The sequence below is a fragment of the Parvimonas sp. M20 genome (genome assembly GCF_035282425.1).
In the GTDB taxonomy this organism is placed as follows: domain Bacteria; phylum Bacillota; class Clostridia; order Tissierellales; family Peptoniphilaceae; genus Parvimonas.
In genome coordinates, this window is the sequence record NZ_JAYKBQ010000003.1 from 72,509 (window position 1) to 93,978 (window position 21,470).

Here is a 21,470-nt window from a genome sequence, read left to right on the forward strand (position 1 = left end):
TGTTATATTAAAACTCACATAGACCAACTGTTCTTGGGAAAGGTAATACGTCTCTTATATTTTGCATTCCTGTTAGATACATTAACATCCTTTCAAATCCTAATCCATAACCACCATGTTTTGTTCCACCAAACCTTCTTAAGTCTAAATACCAAGAATAATCTTCAATATTCATATTTGAATCTTTCATTTTTTGTTCTAATATTTCAAGTCTTTCTTCTCTTTGACTTCCTCCTATTAGTTCTCCTATACCTGGAACTAACATATCTGTTGCTGCAACAGTTTTATTATCATCATTCAATCTCATATAGAACGCTTTAATTTCTTTTGGATAATCTGTTAAAAATACAGGACCCTTTACGATTTTTTCACAGATATATCTTTCATGCTCTGTTTTCAAATCAACTCCCCATTCAACTGGGTATTTGAAATTTTCTTTAGATGATTTTAATATTTCAATTGCTTCAGTATATGTCATAACCTTAAATTCTGAATTAACAACAGAATTTAATCTTTCGAGCAATCCGTTATCTATAAAATCGTTAAAAAACTTCATTTCATCAGGTGCATTTTCTAAAACAAATTTAATAATATATTTAACCATATCTTCTGACAATTTAATAACATCTGTTAAATCAGCAAAGGCTATTTCTGGTTCAATCATCCAAAATTCAGCTGCATGTCTAGTAGTATTTGAATTTTCAGCTCTAAATGTTGGTCCAAATGTATAAATATTTCTATATGCCATTGCAAATGCTTCGCCTTCTAATTGACCACTAACAGTTAAATTTGTAGGTTTTGAGAAAAAGTCTTGAGTAAAATCAATTTCTCCACTTTTTGTTCTTGGTAGATCATCTATATCTAAATTTGTAACCCTAAACATTTCTCCAGCACCTTCTGCATCACTTGCTGTTATAATTGGAGTATGTGCATAAACAAATCCTCTTTCAAAAAAGAACTTATGTAGAGCATAGCTTAAAATTGATCTAACTCTAAAAACGGCATTAAATGTATTTGTTCTTGGTCTTAAATGTTGTATAGTTCTTAAAAACTCAAATGTATGTCTTTTCTTTTGAAGAGGATACTTATCAGTGGATTCTCCTTCAATTACTATTTCAGAAGCATTAATTTCAAAATTTTGTTTTCCACCTAGACTTTTAACAACCTTCCCCTTAACTATAATTGCAGAAGGTAATAGTAATTTTGATATAGTTTGAAAATTGTCTAGTTTTGGTTCAATAACAATCTGAATACTCTTGAATGTAGTTCCATCATTAAGCTCTATAAACCCAATATTATTATTAAAACGACTATTTTTTATCCAACCCGCTACTTCAATTTCTTTATCAATATAATTTTCTTCATTTGCAAAAATATCTTTCAGTAAAAACATTCTATTCCTCCTCTAATTTATCAAAAAACTTTTTTTCATATCCAATATTTTTTGGATTATAAAATTTTAAATCTTTAATTTTTTCAGGTAAATATTCTTGACCTGTAACCATATTTTCATAGTTGTGAGGATACTTGTATTCCTCATTTTTCTTAGAGATTGTTCTTGAAGTTTGTAAAAAGCTAGGAACTTCTTCAAGTCCATTTTCTTTAATATATTTTAATGCCTTATCTATAGCTAAGTATGATGTGTTACTTTTTTCACTACAAGCAAGGTAAATAGCACATTGTGATAAAATAATCCTTGCTTCAGGCATTCCTATTTTTTTTACAGATTCTGCACAAGAATTTGCTAAAATTAATGCATTTGGATTTGCATTTCCAATATCTTCCGATGCAAAAATGATCATTCTTCTAGCAATAAAATTGATATCTTCACCAGATATTAACATTGATGCTAAATAATAAACTACAGCATCAGGATCTCCAATTCTCATTGATTTTATAAAAGCAGAAATAAAATTATAATGTTTATCTGAATTTTTATCATAATATACTTTTACCTTATCAAGAATATTCTTGATTTTATCTTCAGAAATAACTTTATCTTCAGATTCAATATTATCAATAATTAGTTCAAGATAATTTAAAGCAGTTCTCGCATCTCCATTTGACATTTTTATTAGATAGCTAATACCATCTTTGGTGTAGTTTATTTTTTTATTTTTTAAAATTTCATCATTTAAAATAGCATTGTCAATTATATCTTTTAAATTTTCAAAACTGAGTGCTTGTAATTCAAAAACAATAACTCTTGATAATAAAGCGTTATTTACTTCATAAGCAGGATTTTCCGTAGTTGCACCAATAAATACTATATCTCCCTTTTCAACAAATTCTAATAAAAAATCTTGTTGCATTTTATTAAATCTATGTATCTCATCTATAAATAATATAGTCCTTTTATTATACATTGATAAATTATCTTTTGCAAGTTCAATTATTTCTTTTATTTCCTTTGTCCCAGATGTAACCGCAGAAATTTTTACAAAATAATTATCAGTACTACTAGAAATAATATTTGCAAGTGATGTTTTACCCGAACCTGGCGGACCATATAATATCATTGACGAAAATCTATTATTTTTTATCATGTTTTTTAGCACAGAATTATTTTTTATTATATTATCTTGACCAATAAAAAAAGATAAATCATTTGGTCTCATTCTTTCAGCCAATGGTTTTGATAATTTAGAAAATAAATTGTAATTCATTTTAAATAAATCCATATTTTCCTCTTTTCTATAAAATTAGTACCTCGAAAACTCGAGGTACTTAATTTTTAATATTTCTTTAATTCTTTAACTTTTGAAGCTTTACCAACCCTATCTCTTAAGTAATATAATTTTGCACGTCTTACTTTACCACGTCTAATTACTTTTAAACTTTCAATTCTTGGTGAATGAATTGGGAATGTTCTTTCAACACCAACTCCTTGTAATACTCTTCTTACAGTAAAAGTTGCTCTTGATCCTTTTCCTTGTTTTTTAATTACAGTTCCTTCAAAAGCTTGAACTCTTTCTCTGTTTCCTTCTTTGATTTTATATCCAATAACAACTGTATCACCAACATTAAAATCAAATTTTTCTTGTCTTAATTGTTCATTTTCAATTTGTTTTATTATATCCACAATAATTCCTCCTAATATCAATGTTCTTAATTTATTTTATATAAACTAGCGGAACATCCTATTTCTTTTTTAAAATGTACTTTTCATATAAGTCAGGTCTTTTTTTCTTTGTATTTTCTAATGAAGATTCTTCTCTCCATTTTTCAATCTCTTTGTGATTTCCACTAAGTAAAACTTCTGGAACTTCAATTCCATTAAAATCTCGAGGCCTTGTAAAAACGTCATATTGTAACAAATTATTATAATGCGAATCCGTAGAAGCACTATCTGAATTACCTAATACTCCATCCACCATCCTACAAACAGCATCCATAAGTAACATAGCCGGAATTTCTCCTCCTGTTACAACATAATCGCCTACAGAAATTTCTTCATCTACATAATTATTTATAATTCTAGAATCAATACCTTCATAATGTCCACATAAAAATATTAAATGTTCTTTTTTAGATAACTCTTTACATTTATTTTGTGTTAAAACTTCTCCCTGCGGAGATAGAAATATAAGTTTAGAATTATCTTTTTTACTAAAGTTTATAGCATCGAAAACAGGTTGAACTGTCATCAACATACCTGCTCCACCACCATATATTTCATCATCAACTTTATTATGTTTGTCTTTAGAAAAATCTCTGATATTTAAAATTTCAAGTTCAATAATTCCCTTTTCAATAGCTTTTCCTAAAACACCATAATTTTTTATTGAATCAATAAACTCTGGAAACAAAGTTAAAATTGTAATTTTAATCATTTAACATACCATCTATTATATTTACTTTCATTATTGATTTATTAATATCAACATCTTTTATAAACTCTTTTACTGCTGGTACATATACATTTTTTCCATTATAATCAATTTCATAAACATCATTAGCCAATGTTGTCAAAACATTTTTTATTTTTCCAATAAATTTACCATCTTGATTATATACATCAATTCCTATTAGCTTGTATATATAATACTCATCTTCAGGAAGAGCTAATAAATCACTTTCTTCAATAAAAAGTCCTTTATTTTTAAATTCCAACACTTGATTTATATTGTCATATTCATTAAAAGTTAATAAAGCAAGATCAGTACTTAGTTCTTTTACAGATTTTATTGTAACAGTTATTTTTTTATCAATATAAAATGTACAATCAGCTTTAAATCTATCAATATCAAAAGTTAATAAATAAATTTTTACAGTACCTTTAATTCCATGAACATTTATAATTTTTGCAACTTCAATAAATTCCATAATACTAATTTATTTCTATTATTACCTTTTTACCTAACTTCATTGCAGAAGATCTAACAATTGTTCTAATAGCTTTAGCAATTTTACCTTGCTTACCTATAATTTTACCAATATCATTTTCATCTGCCTTAATAAAAATCTTCAATACTTCTCCTTCTTCTTCAGTAGTTATAACTAATTTTTCAGGATTATCAACTAAAGATTTTACTATAAATTCAACTAATTCTTTCATATATACAGTCCTTACTTATTCTCAGAATATATATTATTATTTTTAAATAATCTATTTACCGTATCAGTTGGTTTTGCACCATTTTTAATCCAAGTATTTACCTTTTCAGCATCAACTTTAATTTCTTTTGATTCTGTTAGTGGATTATAATATCCGATTTCCTCGATAAATTTACCATCTCTTGGTGCTCTTGAATCGGCAACAACTATTCTATAAAATGGCTTTTTCTTTGAACCCATTCTCTTTAATCTAATTTTAACTGCCATATTGTCCTCCTTAAAATTTATTTAAAAAAAGGTAAACCAAATTTGCCTTTTTTCTTAGCTCCTTTTGTCATGTCTTGCATTTTTTTCATCATTTTTTTACTATCTTTAAATTGCTTAAGCAATTTATTAAGATTTGTAATACTAGTTCCTGAACCTTTTACAATTCTTTGCTTTCTAGAATTGTCAATAATATCTGGATTTTCTCTTTCTTTTTTTGTCATTGATAAAATCATCGCTTCAATTTTGTCAAGTTCTTTTTCATCAATGTTAACATCTTTTAGCATTTTAGAGTTTACACCAGGCATCATTGAAAGCAAATCCTGTAATGGTCCCATATTTCTAACCTGTTGCATTTGACTTAAAAAATCATCCAATGTAAAACTTTGCTTTCTAATTTTTTCTTCAAGTTCTTTTGTTTGCTTCAAGTCAAATTGCTTCTGAACTTTATCTATTACGGATAGAATATCTCCCATTCCTAAAATTCTTGATGCCATTCTATCAGGATAAAATTGTTCTAAATCATCCAGCTTTTCACCTACACCTATAAATTTAATAGGTTTTCCTGTGATAGCCTTAATAGATAAAGCAGCTCCACCTCTAGCATCTCCGTCTAATTTAGTCATTATCACTCCGGTAATATCTAATTCATTATTAAAACTTTCAGCAACATTAACAGCATCTTGTCCTGTCATAGAATCTACTACTAATAAAATTTCGATAGGACTAACTGATGATTTAATAGATTTTAATTCTTCCATAAGTACATCATCTATATGTAGTCTACCAGCAGTATCTAAAATAACTATATCTTTTGAATTAGAATTGGCAAATTTAATTGATTCATTTGCTATTTTAGTAACATCTTTACAATCATCAATAGTAAATACTGGAACATCAACTGATTTACCAACAACTTGCAATTGCTTTATTGCTGCTGGTCTATAAACATCACATGCTACTAGTAGAGGTCTTTTATTTTGTTTTAAAAAGTATCTAGCAAGTTTTCCAGCATGTGTAGTTTTTCCTGCACCTTGTAAACCACAAAGCATAATAACAGTCGGAGGATTAGAGTCAATTTGAATTTTCTCTTCTTTTTTCCCCATAAGAGCAGTAAGTTCTTCATTTACAATTTTAATAACTTGTTGTGAAGGAGTTAAGCTCTCCATAACTTCCTTGCCAATTGCTCTTTCTTTTACATTATTTATAAACTGTTTAACAACTTTGAAATTTACATCAGATTCTAAAAGTGCAAGTTTAACTTCTCTCATTGCAAGGTCTACATCTTTTTCAGATAATTTTCCCTTACCTCTTAATTTATTCAATGCTCCTTGAAGTTTTTCAGATAAATTCTCAAATATCATTCCCATCACTTCCTATAAATCATTTTCTATAATTTCATTATTTTTCTTTTGAATAATATCCAGGATATTAAGCAAAGAGGAATCTTCTATTTTTGAATTTTCAATTAATAAATTAATTTCTTTTAGACTACTATTTATTTTATCGAATTTAGAAATTAATTTTAATTCATCTTCATAGAATCTTAATTTTTTTTCTGCTCTACTTAAAATATCTGATATACCTTGTTTAGAAATTCCATTTAATTCAGCAATTTCCCTAAGAGATAAATCTTCATTACAATGTTGATCAACAACATTATATTGCTTCTCGCTAAGAAGTTTACCATAATAATCAAATAGAACAGCTATCTCAACTATTTTTTCCATAATCACCTCTTAAATGGGTCAAGTTTTTTTCTTGACCTTTATATTATATCATTAAATACATATTTGTCAATACTTTTATTAAAAAATTTTTAAAAAAAATTAACGTATTTTTCAACGTTAATTTTTTTAATTAAATATTGCATTTACAAAGTCTTCATTATTATAATCTTGCAAATCATCTATTTGTTCTCCAATTCCTATTTGTTTAACCGGAATTTCCATTTCAAGTTGAATTGTGAAAACAACACCACCTTTAGCAGTTCCATCTAATTTTGTTAAAATTACACCATCAATATTTGCTGTTTCCCTAAATTCTTTAGCTTGAGTAATAGCATTTTGTCCAGTTGTTGCATCAAGAACAAGTGTTACTTCCTTATTTGCTTCAGGATATTCTCTATCTATTACTCTAGCAATTTTATTCAACTCATTCATTAAATTTTTCTTATTATGAAGTCTTCCAGCGGTATCACAAATTAGAATATCTATATTTTTACTTTTTGCACTTTGAATTCCATCATATACAACAGATGCTGGATCAGCCCCTTCTTCATTTGAAATTATTGGAACACCTGATCTATTAGCCCATTCAGTAAGTTGTTCAGTTGCTGCTGCTCTAAAAGTATCTGCAGCAACAAGCATTACACTCTTACCTTTTGATTTAAATTTATTTGCTAATTTTCCTATAGATGTTGTTTTTCCAACTCCATTTACTCCAACAACCAGTATAATTGTTGGTACACCATCTACAATATTGAAATAATGATTCAAATCTTTTGAAGCTAATTTTGAATTCATAAGCTCAATTAATTTGTCTTTAATTAAAGACGGCTCAGTAATTTTTTCCTTTTTTACAATTTCTTTTAAATCATCTATTAGTTCCATTGTAACATTTGCACCAATATCAGCAGAAACTAAAATATACTCTAATTCTTCAAATAATTCTTCATCAATTTTTTTTGACATAGATAGTAAATTATCTATCTTACTTGATAAATTATTTCTTGTATTTGTTAAGCCTTTTTTTAGTCTTTCAAAAAAACTCTGTTTTTTTTCAACAACTTCTTCTAATTCATTATCTTCTTTTTTCTTTCCAAAAAAATTAAACATATTATTCCTTCTCCTTATTAAAAGTCATAGAAACTATTTTACTAACTCCTTTTTGCTCCATAGTTACACCATAAATCATATCTGCCATTTCCATAGTAGGTTTTCTATGAGTTATCATTATAAATTGAGTTTCTGTTAAATAATTCTTCAAATATTCAACATATCTTAATATATTAGAATCATCTAACGCAGCATCAACTTCATCTAAAATACAGAAAGGTGATGGTCTTGTTTCAAAAATTGCAAATAATAGTGCTACTGCTGTTAGTGATTTTTCTCCTCCAGACATTAAAGATAAAGTCTGCATCTTTTTACCTACAGGTTTAGCTATAATATCTATTCCACAATTTAAAATATCTTCGCTATCAAGCTCAAGTCTAGCTTCACCACCATTAAATAAAATTTTGAAAATATTTGAAAAATTTTCATTAATACTTTTAAATTCGTTAATAAAAGTCTTTTTCATTGTGTTTTCTAATTTTAATATAATTTTATTTATGTCTTCTATAGAATTCTGTAAATCAACTTCTTGATTTCTTTGAAATTCAAGTTCAGTTTTTACTTTTTCAAACTCTTCTATGGAATCATAACTAAAAGAACCTAATTCTCTTAAATCTTCTTTTAATCTTTTTAATTCTTCTTTAGTAAAATGCTCACTCTTATATAATTCCATTTTTCTTTCACAATCTTCCAAATTTAAAGAATATTCATCACAAAGTCTATTGATTAAATTTGAAAATTGATCTTTTAAATTTGATATCCTAAGTTCATTTTTCTCAATTTCTTTTTCTAAAGTTAAAGATTTTTCGCTTAATTCAGAATATCTTTTTGAAATTTCTTCATTATCTAATATCAATTTTTTCTTTAAATCAATATTAAAGCCAATTGAATTAGTTAATTCCTCAATTTTAATATCTAAATCCTCATTAAGTTTTTTTATCAATTCTATTTCAGATAAATTATTTTTTAATTGTAGCTCAAATTCTATTAACTCTGTTTCCTTTAGATTAAGTTTACCTTCATTAGAATTCTTGTTTTCTAATAAAATATTTTTTGAATTACCTAAAATATTTATATCTCTCTCAATTGAATCTAAATTATTTATTACAACAATTTCTTCTTTTTCCAACTCTAAGATAAAATTCTTTAATTCATTTATTTCTAAATTGTATTTATTAATTTCATCATCTATAAGGATACTCTTTTCCTTATAAATAAGCAACTCTTTTTCTTTGTCTGGAGTAAAACCTTGATGATTTTCTTTATAACTATCAATTTCATCAATTTTTTCAGAAATTTTACTAATATCAAATTCATTTAAATAGATAAGTTTTTGTAAAGAATCAATTTTTAATTTTGCATTTTCTTTTTCATTTTTCAAATTATCTAATTTTTCTTTATTTAGCTGTAAATCAGTTTTTATTTCCGAAATTCTATTTTGATTATTACTCAAACTAATTTCTAAAGCTTTAATATCTGATAAAGCATTCTCTAATTGTTGTTTTCTACCTATTATAGAAAATGAGTTCTTACTTGATTTATAGCCACCAGAAATGGAACCCCAACTATTTATAACGTCACCATCTAGCGTAACTATTCTATATTTGTTTTTAAATTTATTAGATAGTTTTATAGCAATATCCATATTTTCGCATATTACAGTATTTGCCAAGAAATAATTAACTATATTTCTATAATCATCATTACAAGTTATTACATCATTAGCAAAGGATAATATGTCAGAATCTGTAATATTACTACGTTCCTTTTTAGATAATATTTTTGAAATAGGAAAGAAATTTAGTCTTCCAATTTTATTAGTTTTAATTTTCTCAATTATTTTTTTAGCTTCTAAATCATTATGAACAACAATACCTTGTAAATTTGAAGACAAAACAGTATCAATTGCCTTTTTATACTTTTCTTCAACAGAAATAAGTTCTCCCAAAGTTCCACAAATCATTGATTTTAATTCAGTTTCTTTTTCACAAAGTTTAAATAAGTCTTGAACTGATTTCCCATACCCTTCATAATTTCTAATATAGTTTTTTAACATAATAACTTCTTTATTTTTATAATTTATCTCATTATTTATATTAGAAATCTGATTATTTAAAGAAATAAGCTCATTTTCTAATTCTGATATAAGTTGTCTCTTTTCAAGGATAGTTAAATCAATATTTTGTACTTTTTGACTATTTGATTCTAAAAGTAATTTATTTTCAGATAATTTCTTTTCTATACTTTCTTTTTCAATATTTAATTTAGCAACTTCTTCAGTATTTTCTTCGATTTTTTTATTTATACTATCAGTTATAATTTCATTAGCTCTTTTTTCGGTTTCTAAATCATTAATTATATTTTCAATTTCCTCTTTTTCAAGAATAAATTTATCTATAATTTGAACCTTTGAATCTAAGAGTTCTTTATTTTTTAACAATTTACTCTTAACCTCATTTTTAGCATCATGATATTTTTTTAAAATCAAACCTTTTTCAGAAATTTTATTCTCTTGATCTGAAATTTCAAGATTTATTTTTTCTAAATTATCAATATACTCTTGTTTTAAATTTAAAGATTGGTCATTGTTTAATTTAATAAACTTATTTCTTTCAATTAAGATATCTTTCTTATTAGTTATATCATTCTTTTTATGGGTTAATTTATTTAATTCAGTGGAATCTTTTTCAATTATATTAGTTATATTATTTAGTTCCTCTTTTAATGGAGCAATTTTTAATTTTACTTCTTCAAATTCTTTATTTATATCAATTATTTCTTCTTTATTAATTTCTAAATTTTCAGAATATTTATTAAAATTACTATTTAAATTGTTATAATCTTTATATGAAATAGAAAATTCGGCTTTTTCAATATTCTCTAATAATGCAATACCTTTTTTAGCCTTAGTAGATTGTCCTTTTAAAAAACCATATCTATTTTCATTTTGGATAATTATATCTCTCAGTCTTGTTAAATTATCTTTTGCTCTGAATAACTTCTTTTGGGACTCATTCTTTTGATACTTAATTTTAGAAATACCTGAAGCTTCTTCAAAAATGGCACGTCTATCCTCAGATTTCCCGTTTATTATTTCTTCGATTCTTCCTTGACCAATTATTGAATAACCTTCTCTTCCTATTCCGGTATCTAAAAATAATTCTCTAACCTCTTTTAATCTAACATTTGATTTGTTTATAAAATAATCACTTTCTCCAGTTCTATATAACTTTCTTGAAATTGTAACTTCCTTAAAATCAATAGGTATTACATTATCTGAATTATCAAAAGTTATACTAACAGTAGAATAATTTTTTTTAATTTTATTATCTGTCCCAGAAAAAATAACATCTTCCATTTTGCTTCCTCTTAAAGTCTTAGCACTTTGTTCTCCTAAAACCCATCTAACAGCATCAGCAACATTACTTTTTCCACTTCCATTAGGTCCTATTATCGCGGTGATATTAGTCTCAAAATCCAATTTTATTTTATCAGCAAATGATTTAAAACCATTTATTTCAATACTCTTAAGTCTCATCAATTCTCCTTAAAATATTTTTATTAAAATAATAATCTATAAAATCATTTATATAAACTATATTTTTATTAAATATTAAAATATTTTTTTCTAAAGTAAGAGTTTTTATTTTTATATTAATATTATATTTTTCTTTAAAATATTTTATATTTAATCGTTTATTTCCTATAATTTTTGAAATTTCTGAATTATTACACTCAAGAATAAAATCATTTTTAATATCAAAAAAACTTATATAATACTCTATAAAATCTCTATAAATTGAACTTTCAACAAGTTCTCTAAAAGCGGGATGATATGGTCCAGCAACAACATCTCCATCTTCTGAAATATTATCACTACTTTGTAATCCAAGTCGGATTATAGGTATACTATAATATTTAAAAAGTATATAAATATGTTTACACAAATAAATAGAATCTTCAAGACTCATTGGCATATATTCTTTAGAATAGTAAAGTCTTTCCAATTCTGTATCTCTTATAGTAAGTGTAGGATAAACTCTAACAAAGTCCGGCTTTATTTTGCATAATTCAAAAGCGGTATTAATTACTGTATCTATAGTATCTCCATAGAGTCCTACCATCATTTGTAATCCTAATTTAATCTTATATTTTTTTATAAGTGAAGATGACTCATAAACATATTCTACATTATGACCTCTGTTATTTAAATCCAAAGTACTCTGAGTCATAGATTGGACTCCTAATTCAATTGTCTGAACTTTGTATTTGATTAAAATATTAAGAATTTCTTTACTAATGTAATCTGGCCTTGTTGATATTCTTATAGAATTTACAAATCCTCTATCAATATAATCATTTGCTATTTCAAGGTAACTAATCATTAAATTCTTATCTAATCCTGTAAAACTACCTCCATAAAATGCAATTTCTATAGGAATAGCTTTATTCTTAAAATATGAAATATAGTTTTCTATATTTTTACGTATATCAACTTCATCTAGAGCATCTTTAAAATTTGTTATTTTTCTTTGATTACAAAATATACAATCGTGTGGACATCCCATATGTGGAACAAAAATTGGAATTATATTACACTTATTCACTTATAGCTCCACTTTTTATTAAGGCATCTCTTGCTGCTTGTTGTTCGGCTTGTTTTTTATTTTTTCCAGTTCCGTAACCTTTGATAATATCATCAATGTTTACACACATATCAAATTCTTTATCATGATCTGGACCGCGTTCAGCAACAAGTGTATAACAGATTTTAGTTGTAGAATTTTTATGAAAATATTCTTGTAAATAACTCTTATAGTCTTTTATAAAAATATTTTTATTAATTTTATAAACTACAGTATCAAAAAAATATTTATTAGCAATTTCAGTAACTATTTCCATACCTCCGTCAAGGTATAATGCTCCAAACAGAGCTTCAAAAGTATCTGCTAATATACTATTCCTATCTCTGCCACCAAAATTATCTTCACCTTTTCCTAATAAAAGATATTTTCCTAAATTAAAAGTTCTAGCAGCATAAGAAAAAGATTCTTCGCAAACTACTTTGCTTCTAATTTTAGTTAAATATCCTTCATCAGAATTTGGAAACTGTTCATATAATTCAACACTAACAATAAAACCTAATACGACATCTCCTAAAAATTCAAGTCTTTCATTAGAAATTTTAACATCTTTATACTCATTAAGATATGATCTATGAACAAAAGCTAAATTTAATAAATCTAAATCTTTAAATTTATATCCTATTGAATTCATAAGTTCTTCAAGCAATTCTTTTCTTTCTTTAGTAATCATAAAAAATTACCCCTTAGATATTTTTTTCAATATATTCCACTAAATCTCTAACTGTAATAATTGAACGAATAGTATCTTCATCTAACTCAAGATTATATTCATCTTCAATATCCATGATAACACTTAGAACTTTAATAGAATCTGCTTGTAAATCTTCTCTAAATCTAGTATCTAAATTTATTTCTTTCCCTTTAAAAGCATTTTGTAAAAATTCTTTTACCTTTTCAAAAACCATCATTATTCTCCTCTCTCAATTTTTGCTTCAATTTTTGTATTTATATCTTTATTTATATAATCAACCATTGAAATTATACCTGAAACAACTGCTCTTTCATCACTACTACCATGTCCTTTAAATACAACTTTTTTTAATCCTAACATAGGACAAGCACCATACTCTTTATAGTCTAAAGTCTTTTTTAATTTTGTCATAGGAGACTTTATTAAAAGACCTCCAATCTTTCCTAAAAATGAAGACATTAAAGTTTTTTTCATATTAGTTAAGATGAATTTAACAGAACCTTCAATAGTCTTAAGCAAAACATTTCCATGAAATCCATCACATACTACTACATCAACTTCACCATTAAAAATATCTCTAGATTCAACATTCCCAACAAAGTTCATGTCCTCATCTTCTAAAACAGAATAAGTTTCTTTTAAAATTTTAGTGCCTTTACCATTTTCACTTCCTATATTTAACAATGCTACTTTTGGGCTTTCTTTATTTAATATTTCTTTAGCGTATATATTTCCCATTATCGCAAATTGCTTTAATATTTCAACAGTACATTCTATATTCGCACCAATATCTAATAATATCATTTTATCTTTATTAGTGGGTAATGTAATGGTTAAAGCAGGTCTTTCAACATTTTCCATTCTTTTTGCAATAAGAAGTCCTGAGACAAGAACTGCTCCAGTACTTCCAAATGAAATTAATCCGTCTGCCTCTCCTTTATCTAATAGTTTCATTCCTAATACTATTGAGGCATCTTTCTTCCTTCTCACTGCAAAAGTTGGTTCTTCCGTATTTAATATATATTCATTTGTATCAATTATTTCTAATCTATTTTTTAAATCACTATCAACATTAAATTTATCTACTATTTCTTTTGGACCAATAACTACAAAAGACAAATCTTTAAGTAATTTACTTGTTTCTATGACTCCATTAAAAATTGTTTCAGCACCTTTATCTGATCCTAATAAATCTACTATTATTTTCATAATTACCTCCAATAATAACACACTTCAGTATATCATATTTATAACTTTTATACAAATTTTTTATTATAATAACTCACTTTTAATATATTATTTAGTAATAACCTTAAATATAGTTTTCTACTATATAATACTAGCAATTATTAATGTTCACAATAAAAAACAGTAAATTTGTTAATTTATTAAAATTTACTGCTTTATTATTAATATGTTAATTAGTATCTAAATATTCTTTTACTGCCAAAATAAATAATTCATTATCCTCAGTATTTCTTACTGCTACTCTGATAAATTCTCTATTTTCTAAATTTATTTTTGAAGTTAAATCTTTTATAAAAATATTATAATGATCTAGCATTTTGGCACAAAACTCTTTAGAATTTCCCTTATTCAATTCAATAGTAAAATAATTTGCTTGAGATGGTATTACTCTGAATTCTTCAATTTTATTTAATTTATCTAAAAATATCTTTCTAGCATTTTTAATTTCTGTTAATGCATGAGTATATGCTTTTTTATATTTGTCATAAATTTGAAGATAATATTCCCCAAATGAATTTATATTCCAAATTGAAACATCTTTTTTAATCATAGAAATTAAATTCGAATTCGAAGTTGCAACAATTCCAAGACGAAGGCCTGGAACTCCATAAGATTTTGAAATACTTTTTACTACAATAAAATCTTCATATAAATTTAATAACTTATCATCTAAAAATGTTGAATTTTCTTCTTCTGCAAAGTCAACAAAACTCTCATCTAAGATAAATTTAATTTTTTTATCTCTAGCCCATTCAATCAAATCAAGAACATCTTTTTTACAAATATAATTACCAGTAGGATTATCAGGATTTATCAAAACTAACGCTTCTATATCTTTGTCAGAATAAAATTCAATTAAATCCTTAGCTGTATATGAAAAATTATCGTTTTTTGGAATGAAAACTATTGACTTTTCACTATTATGTCTATTAGGATATTCTTCAAAAGTTGGTCTGATAAATCCAATATTTCCATCAATTTTTTCGATTAGCGATTTTATTAGTTCAGCAGCTCCGTTTCCAACAACAATATTTTCTTTTTTTATATCAAAAATTTTTGCTACAAGACTAGAATTGACATTAAGTCCTGATGGATATTGTTCAAGTAAAACTTTGAAATTATATTTCAATTCATTTATCATCTTCTTAGGTGGAAAATATGGATTTACTAGATAACAAAAATCTAATAGTTTAGGATATCTCCAATATCCACCATACCTTATTTGATATTTTTCTAGCTTTTTATCTCCATCAGAAAAAATTGAAGAAGCAATATCAAGATCTTGCTCATCATCAATTTCATACCATCTAATATCATCTGAAATTACTTTTGCATATATATGATTCTTTCCTAAATCAATAATTATCTTTAAAACAGCTTCATAATAATCATTTTTTCCGTTTGCACTCATATATGCCTCTAAAAAAGGAAAATATATATTTTTAGAAAATTCTTTTGAAAATTTATATATATTTATAGTTTTATAGTAATCATATGCTTCTTTAAAATTAAAATCTTTTCCCGAGATAAAATCTAATATTTCTTCATCATCATTTATCTTTAGACAAGTTCCATCCATCCAACGTTCATATTTTGCAACTAAAGCTAAATTTTTACGTTTATCATCAATGACTTCTGTAATCATTTTATCATCAAATATTAAATCTGATTCTAATAAAATACTATCTTCTTTAACCATTTCATTTTTAGCAAGAAACATCGAATAAATATTATTAGTTTTATCATAAATTTCATTATTTATAAAAGTCAATTTAGTATTTATGTTTAAAGATTTTATATAATTAATAAAAAATTCACTCTTATATCCTGTAACAACAACTATATTTGAAAGAGATTTTTTATCTAATATCCTTAACATCCTCTCCATTAGAGAAATACCATCCACCTCTACCATAGATTTTGTATTATTTTCAGTTAATTTTTTTAATCTGCTACCAAGACCAGCGGCTAATATAACTGCTTGCATTTAAGCACCTCCTATTTATACTTTTTAAATACTAAAAATGATGGGAATTTTGGAATAAAAAATGTAGATTTTGGTGGTAGTATACAAACTTCATTAGCTAATTCCATAAATTCATCAACATCTAATGGACAAAGTTCAATTAATACATCATTTTTTCCAAGATTTTTCTTAGCAAATAAAATCTCATTATCTCCAATATATTCAACATTTGAAAAGTTTAAAATTCTAAAAGCTGTTGAAATAATTTGAGTATTCATTCTATATACATCATTGTTCCAAAATAAATCATTTTCTGTATCTTTTAACTTTACAAGGAAAGAATCATCTTGATATGATATTCTGACAAAACCTTTTTTTAACTCTCCATCATCAAAAACTTCCAAAAAACTGTCCATAAATAACTTTGCTTTCTCAAAAGAAGTAGCGTCAATATTTCTAATAACTCTATGTATAGGAGAGATTGTGACTTGAGAAAAGCTTAAAAAACAAGAAAAAACACTATCTTTATCTTTTAACATAGAAGAGGTGTATAATCTGTGATGTCCATCAGCTACATACATTTGTTTAACACTTGAAAAATTTTCTATAATTTCCTTAGCTTCATTATCAAAATAAACATATAAATCAATATTATCAAAATGATACTCTTTTATATACTTTTTATTTTCAAGAATTTTTTTGTAATCAATTTCTTCTTTATGTACAATGAAAACTGGAGCAGTTTCAGCATTATAGATATGATAGTTTGCAATCATTCCTTGAATAACATCTGGTAAAACTAATTCGTGGCATTTTATTTTTTCTGAAATATACTCTTCAATAGGTAAATCTGCAAGTAAACCATAAGAGTTAAAATATTTAAAAATATAAATACATTCTCTATTATTTTCTATAGGTTGAGAATTCAATTTATCTTTACTACTTTTAGAAAGAAATAATGTGTTATCATCAAAACATATTTTTTCATTGTTTATCTTTGCCAAATTAATAAAATCAGAATCATATATATTTTTAGAAATATTAACAAAACTGTTTTTTAATAAATCTATTTTCATAAAAAACCTCCATAAACTAAATAATATATTATAATAAAAATTGTAATATATTTTTATGATTTGGGATTAAACTAGACTTATTATATCATAATAATAAATAAAAATCATCTTACTTTATACATATATAAAAAGATGAGTAATTAATCTCATCTTTAATATAATAATATAATTTCTATTCAATAATTAAATCATCTAACAACAATTCTTCTGAGTCTTCGATTTCGTCATCAACCAAATTTGTTGTTTCAATTTCTTCTGGAACATCTTGCTTTTCATATTCAATTCCATAAGATTCATATATTTTTTCTTTTATTTCTTCTAAAAATGCAGGATGTTCTTCTAAATAAACTTTAGCTTTTTCTTTTCCTTGTCCAAGTTTAATATCTCCACAACTATACCATGCTCCTGATTTTTTTATAATATTTTTATCAGCTGCCATATCCACTATAATTCCAAGTTTTGATATTCCTTCACCAAATATAATATCAAATTCACAAGTTTTAAAAGGAGGTGCCATTTTATTTTTAACAACTTTTACTTTAGTTTTTGCACCATAAGGTTCACCATCTGCTTGTTTTAACTGCTCAGCACGTCTTATATCAATTCTAACACTTGCATAAAATTTTAACGCTCTACCTCCTGTTGTAGTTTCAGCTGGACCACCACCTGCATAAGGATTAGTTGAAATATTGGATCTTAATTGATTAATAAATACAACCGTTGTGTTTGATTTTGAAATTATACCAGCTAATTTTCTCAAAGCTTGACTCATAAGTCTAGCATGTAATCCCATATGAGAATCTCCCATATTTCCTTCTATTTCAGCTCTAGGAACAAGTGCCGCAACAGAATCTACTATTACCAAATCAATCCCAGAGCTTCTAACTAAAGCCTCAACAATAGCTAATGCTTGTTCACCAGTATCCGGTTGGGATATAAGTAAATTATCTACATCTACGCCTAGTTTTCTCGCATATTCCGGATCTAATGCATGTTCAGCATCAATAAAAGCTGCCACTCCTCCAGCTTTTTGTGATTCAGCTATTATATGCAATGTTAATGTGGTTTTCCCAGAAGATTCTGGACCATAGATTTCAACAATCCTTCCTTTTGGTATTCCACCAATCCCAAGTGCAATATCTAAGTTCATTGCTCCAGTGCTTATGGACTCTATATTCACTTTAGGAGCGTCTCCCATTCTCATTATTATCCCTTTTCCAAAATCTTTCTCAATTTTTTCAAGAGCAATAGATAAAGCTTTTTTTCTTTCATCCTTATCTTCAATTCTTTCAAATTTATCTGTTTTTTTAATAGCCATCATATCCTCCTATAATTATATATTTTTTAAGTCTAAAACTTTTATATTTTTCCAAATATAATCTACTGCAGAAATAACTGTGAATATAACAGATATATACCAAAGTAAAATATCTAAATTAAATGGTATATTAATTATTTCTGTAGAATTTAAAAGAATAAAACTTATTGCAAAAAGTTGCGTAATAGTTTTAATTTTTCCATAAATACTAGCTGATATAACTATTCCATTAGATGCAGCTACTAATCTGAATCCTGAAATTATAAATTCTCTGGCAAGTACAATACATACCATCCATGCCTCAACCTTACCAAACTGTACAAGCATAACTAGAGCAGAACAAGCTAGTATTTTATCTGCTAAGGGATCCATAAATTTTCCAAAGGTAGTAACTAAGTTACGACTTCTAGCTAAATAACCATCTAACATGTCTGTTAATGAGGCGATAGTAAAAATTAAAAAACCTAAAATATTATTTATTCCAAAAACTAACAAACATACTATAAAAACCGGTACTAAAAATATTCTAAATAAAGTTAATTTATTTGCTATATTCATCGCTATCCCCTTTCAATTTGTCCAAATAATCAAAACCAACTAAAATTTTTCTAGGTTTACTTCCCTCTTGTTTACCTACTATCATTCTACTTTCCATTTCATCAATGATTCTTCCAGCTCTAGCATATCCAATTTTCATTTTACGTTGTAATAGTGATATCGATGCAGAATTTTCTTCTAAAACAATTTTAACTGCATCATAAAATAAGTCATCAACCTCATCATCTTCACTATCCATATTTGAAACTTCTGATTCAATATTTTTAATTATTTCTTCATCATAAAAAACTTCTTGAGTTTGCTCTTTAATATTATTAACTACTGCTTCAACTTCACCATCTGAAACAAAACAGCCTTGAATTCTAATAGGTTTCGATAGCCCAGAAGGATTAAACAACATATCTCCTTTTCCTAATAATGTTTCTGCACCAGAAGAGTCTAGAATTGTTCTTGAATCAATCTGTGAAGAAACTTGGAATGAAATTCTTGATGGAATATTCGCCTTTATTGTTCCTGTTATTACATCAACTGAAGGTCTTTGAGTAGCAACTATCAAATGAATTCCACAAGCTCTAGCCATTTGTGCAAGTCTACAAATATAAGATTCTACTTCATTTGCACTCACCATCATTAAATCTGATAATTCATCTATTACTATAACTAGATAAGGTAATTTTTCTAATTCATCAGTTTTTTGTTTTTCATTATATCCTTTAATATCTCTAACTTGATTATCAGAGAATAAACTGTAACGTCGTTCCATTTCTCTTACAGCCCAGTTTAAGGCGGCACTAGCTTTCTTAGAATCTGTAACTACTGGAATAGCTAAATGAGGAATTTTATTATAGATTTTAAGTTCTACTACCTTTGGATCAATCAAAATCATTTTCACTTCTTCTGGTGAAGATTTGTACAGAATACTCATAATTAAAGTATTGATACAAACCGATTTCCCAGACCCAGTTGCTCCTGCAATTAACATATGAGGCATTTTATCTATTGAAGAAACTATAATTTCTCCAGATATTGTTTTTCCAAGAGCCATTGGCATCTTGGATGTGCAATTTTGATACTCTTTTGAAGATAATATCTCTTTTAGAGATACATTCTCCTTTAGAGTATTTGCAACTTCAATTCCAATTACTGACTTACCCGGAATAGGTGCTTCTATTCTTATGTCTGAAGAAGCTAATGCTAAAGATAAATCATCAGCCAAATTTACTATTTTATTTACCTTAACTCCCATATCTGGTTGTAATTCAAAACAAGTTACTGTAGGTCCTTTATTAATTCTAACAACTTTTGCTCCTACGCCAAAACTTTTTAAAGTTGATTCTATTTTTTTTGCTCTTTGTTTTAAGGTTTGTTCTGATTCTGTTTCTTTAGTTTTACTACCTTTTAATAAATTTAAAGGAGGTATTTTATACTCTATTTTTTTTACATCAGAACCATTCATATTTATATCTAAATTATCTGTTTTTATTTCCGATTTTTTTGACTTTGATTTACCTCTTTCTGAATTCTCATCAGGAAATAAATTAAAACTATCTAATATTTCTTCAATTTCTATTTCTGTATCTTGGTTAATATTATCATTATGATCTAAAACAACAATTTCGCTTTCTTCTAAATTATCAATATTTTCAACAATTGCTAAAGTTTCATTATCATTTTGTATATCTCCAGCTTTTTTTATTTCTTTTTTTTCTTTATACTCAGAATACTTTTCACTAATTTTTTCAAAAGCTTTTAAAATATTAAATTTAACAATTTTTAAGAAATCAAAAAAAGTTATATCTAAAAATGACAATACTAAAAACAACCCTATAATAAAAGTAAAGATATAAAGCCCTATTACTCCAATCATAGTATTGTAAAAATATCCAAATATAGCTCCTATATATCCACTTCCTTTTGGTGCTGTATTTTTAGCAATTTCTAATTTAACTGAGATAATATTTGAAGAATTAATTGCTAAGTCAACAATAGCCATATAGTTAAAAAATAACAATAAAGCCATAATACTACGGTTTCTATTCTTTTTATTTAATTTCCCAAGAAGAACTACTATATATATTATTTCCATAATTAATAAGAAAATAAAATAAGTCCCTCCAAATAAAGTATTAAAAATATTTTTAATAAAATTTCCCAAAAATCCAGTATTAGCAAAAAAAGAAAATATTATAAAAAAAGAATTCAATAAGAATAATCCTAAAATAACATTTTTTAAAATTTTATCGTTTTTATTTATATTTAATTTTTTTGTATTCGATCTAGTTTTTCTCTTATTATTCATTTTTTCCTCT

Annotated in this window: 20 protein-coding genes; all 20 read right to left on the bottom strand. The window is 25.9% G+C overall.

What is annotated here, in order from left to right:
* Positions 1-7: 7 nt before the first annotated feature.
* Entirely contained in the window at positions 8-1,393 is a 1,386-nt protein-coding gene (asnS, locus tag VJI93_RS02435) for an asparagine--tRNA ligase (protein WP_323998994.1), read from the bottom strand.
* Between the two features lies 1 nt (position 1,394).
* Complete coding sequence (locus VJI93_RS02440; protein ID WP_323998996.1) at positions 1,395-2,681, bottom strand: replication-associated recombination protein A; 1,287 nt, start codon at positions 2,679-2,681, stop codon at positions 1,395-1,397.
* Positions 2,682-2,734: 53 nt separating this feature from the next.
* A complete protein-coding gene (gene rplS / locus VJI93_RS02445; protein WP_004833379.1) occupies positions 2,735-3,082 on the bottom strand; it encodes a 50S ribosomal protein L19 in 348 nt (115 codons plus the stop codon).
* A 58-nt stretch (positions 3,083-3,140) separates the two neighbouring features.
* Positions 3,141-3,833 (bottom strand): tRNA (guanosine(37)-N1)-methyltransferase TrmD, encoded by a 693-nt coding sequence (gene trmD, locus VJI93_RS02450; protein ID WP_323998998.1) that lies wholly within the window; start codon positions 3,831-3,833, stop codon positions 3,141-3,143.
* Positions 3,826-4,326, bottom strand: a complete 501-nt coding sequence (gene rimM, locus VJI93_RS02455; RefSeq protein ID WP_323999000.1) for a ribosome maturation factor RimM — start codon at positions 4,324-4,326, stop codon at positions 3,826-3,828. Before rimM ends, trmD begins: the two co-directional genes overlap by 8 nt.
* A 4-nt stretch (positions 4,327-4,330) precedes the next feature.
* Positions 4,331-4,558 (bottom strand): KH domain-containing protein, encoded by a 228-nt coding sequence (locus VJI93_RS02460; protein ID WP_269752945.1) that lies wholly within the window; start codon positions 4,556-4,558, stop codon positions 4,331-4,333.
* 11 nt (positions 4,559-4,569) lie between these two features.
* Positions 4,570-4,824 carry a 30S ribosomal protein S16 gene (rpsP, locus tag VJI93_RS02465; protein WP_041953914.1) on the bottom strand — a complete coding sequence of 85 codons (255 nt, stop codon included), beginning with the start codon at positions 4,822-4,824 and terminating at the stop codon, positions 4,570-4,572.
* Between the two features lie 17 nt (positions 4,825-4,841).
* Positions 4,842-6,185: a signal recognition particle protein gene (gene ffh / locus VJI93_RS02470; protein WP_323999003.1), complete on the bottom strand. Its 1,344-nt coding sequence runs from the start codon at positions 6,183-6,185 to the stop codon at positions 4,842-4,844.
* Between the two features lie 12 nt (positions 6,186-6,197).
* A complete protein-coding gene (gene ylxM, locus VJI93_RS02475) occupies positions 6,198-6,551 on the bottom strand; it encodes a YlxM family DNA-binding protein (protein ID WP_323999004.1) in 354 nt (117 codons plus the stop codon).
* A 126-nt stretch (positions 6,552-6,677) separates the two neighbouring features.
* Positions 6,678-7,658 (bottom strand): signal recognition particle-docking protein FtsY, encoded by a 981-nt coding sequence (ftsY, locus tag VJI93_RS02480; protein ID WP_323999005.1) that lies wholly within the window; start codon positions 7,656-7,658, stop codon positions 6,678-6,680.
* A 1-nt stretch (position 7,659) separates the two neighbouring features.
* Positions 7,660-11,196, bottom strand: coding sequence for a chromosome segregation protein SMC (gene smc / locus VJI93_RS02485; RefSeq protein ID WP_323999006.1), 3,537 nt, complete (start codon positions 11,194-11,196; stop codon positions 7,660-7,662).
* On the bottom strand, positions 11,186-12,265 hold the full coding sequence (locus VJI93_RS02490) for an elongator complex protein 3 (RefSeq protein ID WP_323999007.1): 1,080 nt from the start codon (positions 12,263-12,265) through the stop codon (positions 11,186-11,188). Before VJI93_RS02490 ends, smc begins: the two co-directional genes overlap by 11 nt.
* Positions 12,258-12,974: a ribonuclease III gene (gene rnc, locus VJI93_RS02495; protein WP_323999008.1), complete on the bottom strand. Its 717-nt coding sequence runs from the start codon at positions 12,972-12,974 to the stop codon at positions 12,258-12,260. Before rnc ends, VJI93_RS02490 begins: the two co-directional genes overlap by 8 nt.
* Before the next feature lie 13 nt (positions 12,975-12,987).
* On the bottom strand, positions 12,988-13,209 hold the full coding sequence (locus VJI93_RS02500) for an acyl carrier protein (protein WP_323999009.1): 222 nt from the start codon (positions 13,207-13,209) through the stop codon (positions 12,988-12,990).
* A 2-nt stretch (positions 13,210-13,211) separates the two neighbouring features.
* Positions 13,212-14,204, bottom strand: coding sequence for a phosphate acyltransferase PlsX (plsX, locus tag VJI93_RS02505; RefSeq protein WP_323999011.1), 993 nt, complete (start codon positions 14,202-14,204; stop codon positions 13,212-13,214).
* A gap of 208 nt (positions 14,205-14,412) precedes the next feature.
* Positions 14,413-16,230 (bottom strand): aminotransferase class I/II-fold pyridoxal phosphate-dependent enzyme, encoded by a 1,818-nt coding sequence (locus VJI93_RS02510; RefSeq protein WP_323999013.1) that lies wholly within the window; start codon positions 16,228-16,230, stop codon positions 14,413-14,415.
* A gap of 11 nt (positions 16,231-16,241) precedes the next feature.
* On the bottom strand, positions 16,242-17,285 hold the full coding sequence (locus tag VJI93_RS02515; protein WP_323999014.1) for a DUF1015 family protein: 1,044 nt from the start codon (positions 17,283-17,285) through the stop codon (positions 16,242-16,244).
* A 172-nt stretch (positions 17,286-17,457) separates the two neighbouring features.
* A complete protein-coding gene (gene recA / locus VJI93_RS02520) occupies positions 17,458-18,603 on the bottom strand; it encodes a recombinase RecA (protein ID WP_323999016.1) in 1,146 nt (381 codons plus the stop codon).
* Positions 18,604-18,618: 15 nt separating this feature from the next.
* Positions 18,619-19,161, bottom strand: a complete 543-nt coding sequence (gene pgsA, locus VJI93_RS02525) for a CDP-diacylglycerol--glycerol-3-phosphate 3-phosphatidyltransferase (protein ID WP_323999017.1) — start codon at positions 19,159-19,161, stop codon at positions 18,619-18,621.
* Positions 19,145-21,460 carry a DNA translocase FtsK gene (locus VJI93_RS02530; RefSeq protein ID WP_323999020.1) on the bottom strand — a complete coding sequence of 772 codons (2,316 nt, stop codon included), beginning with the start codon at positions 21,458-21,460 and terminating at the stop codon, positions 19,145-19,147. The genes pgsA and VJI93_RS02530 overlap by 17 nt, the downstream gene beginning before the upstream one ends.
* Positions 21,461-21,470: the final 10 nt, after the last annotated feature.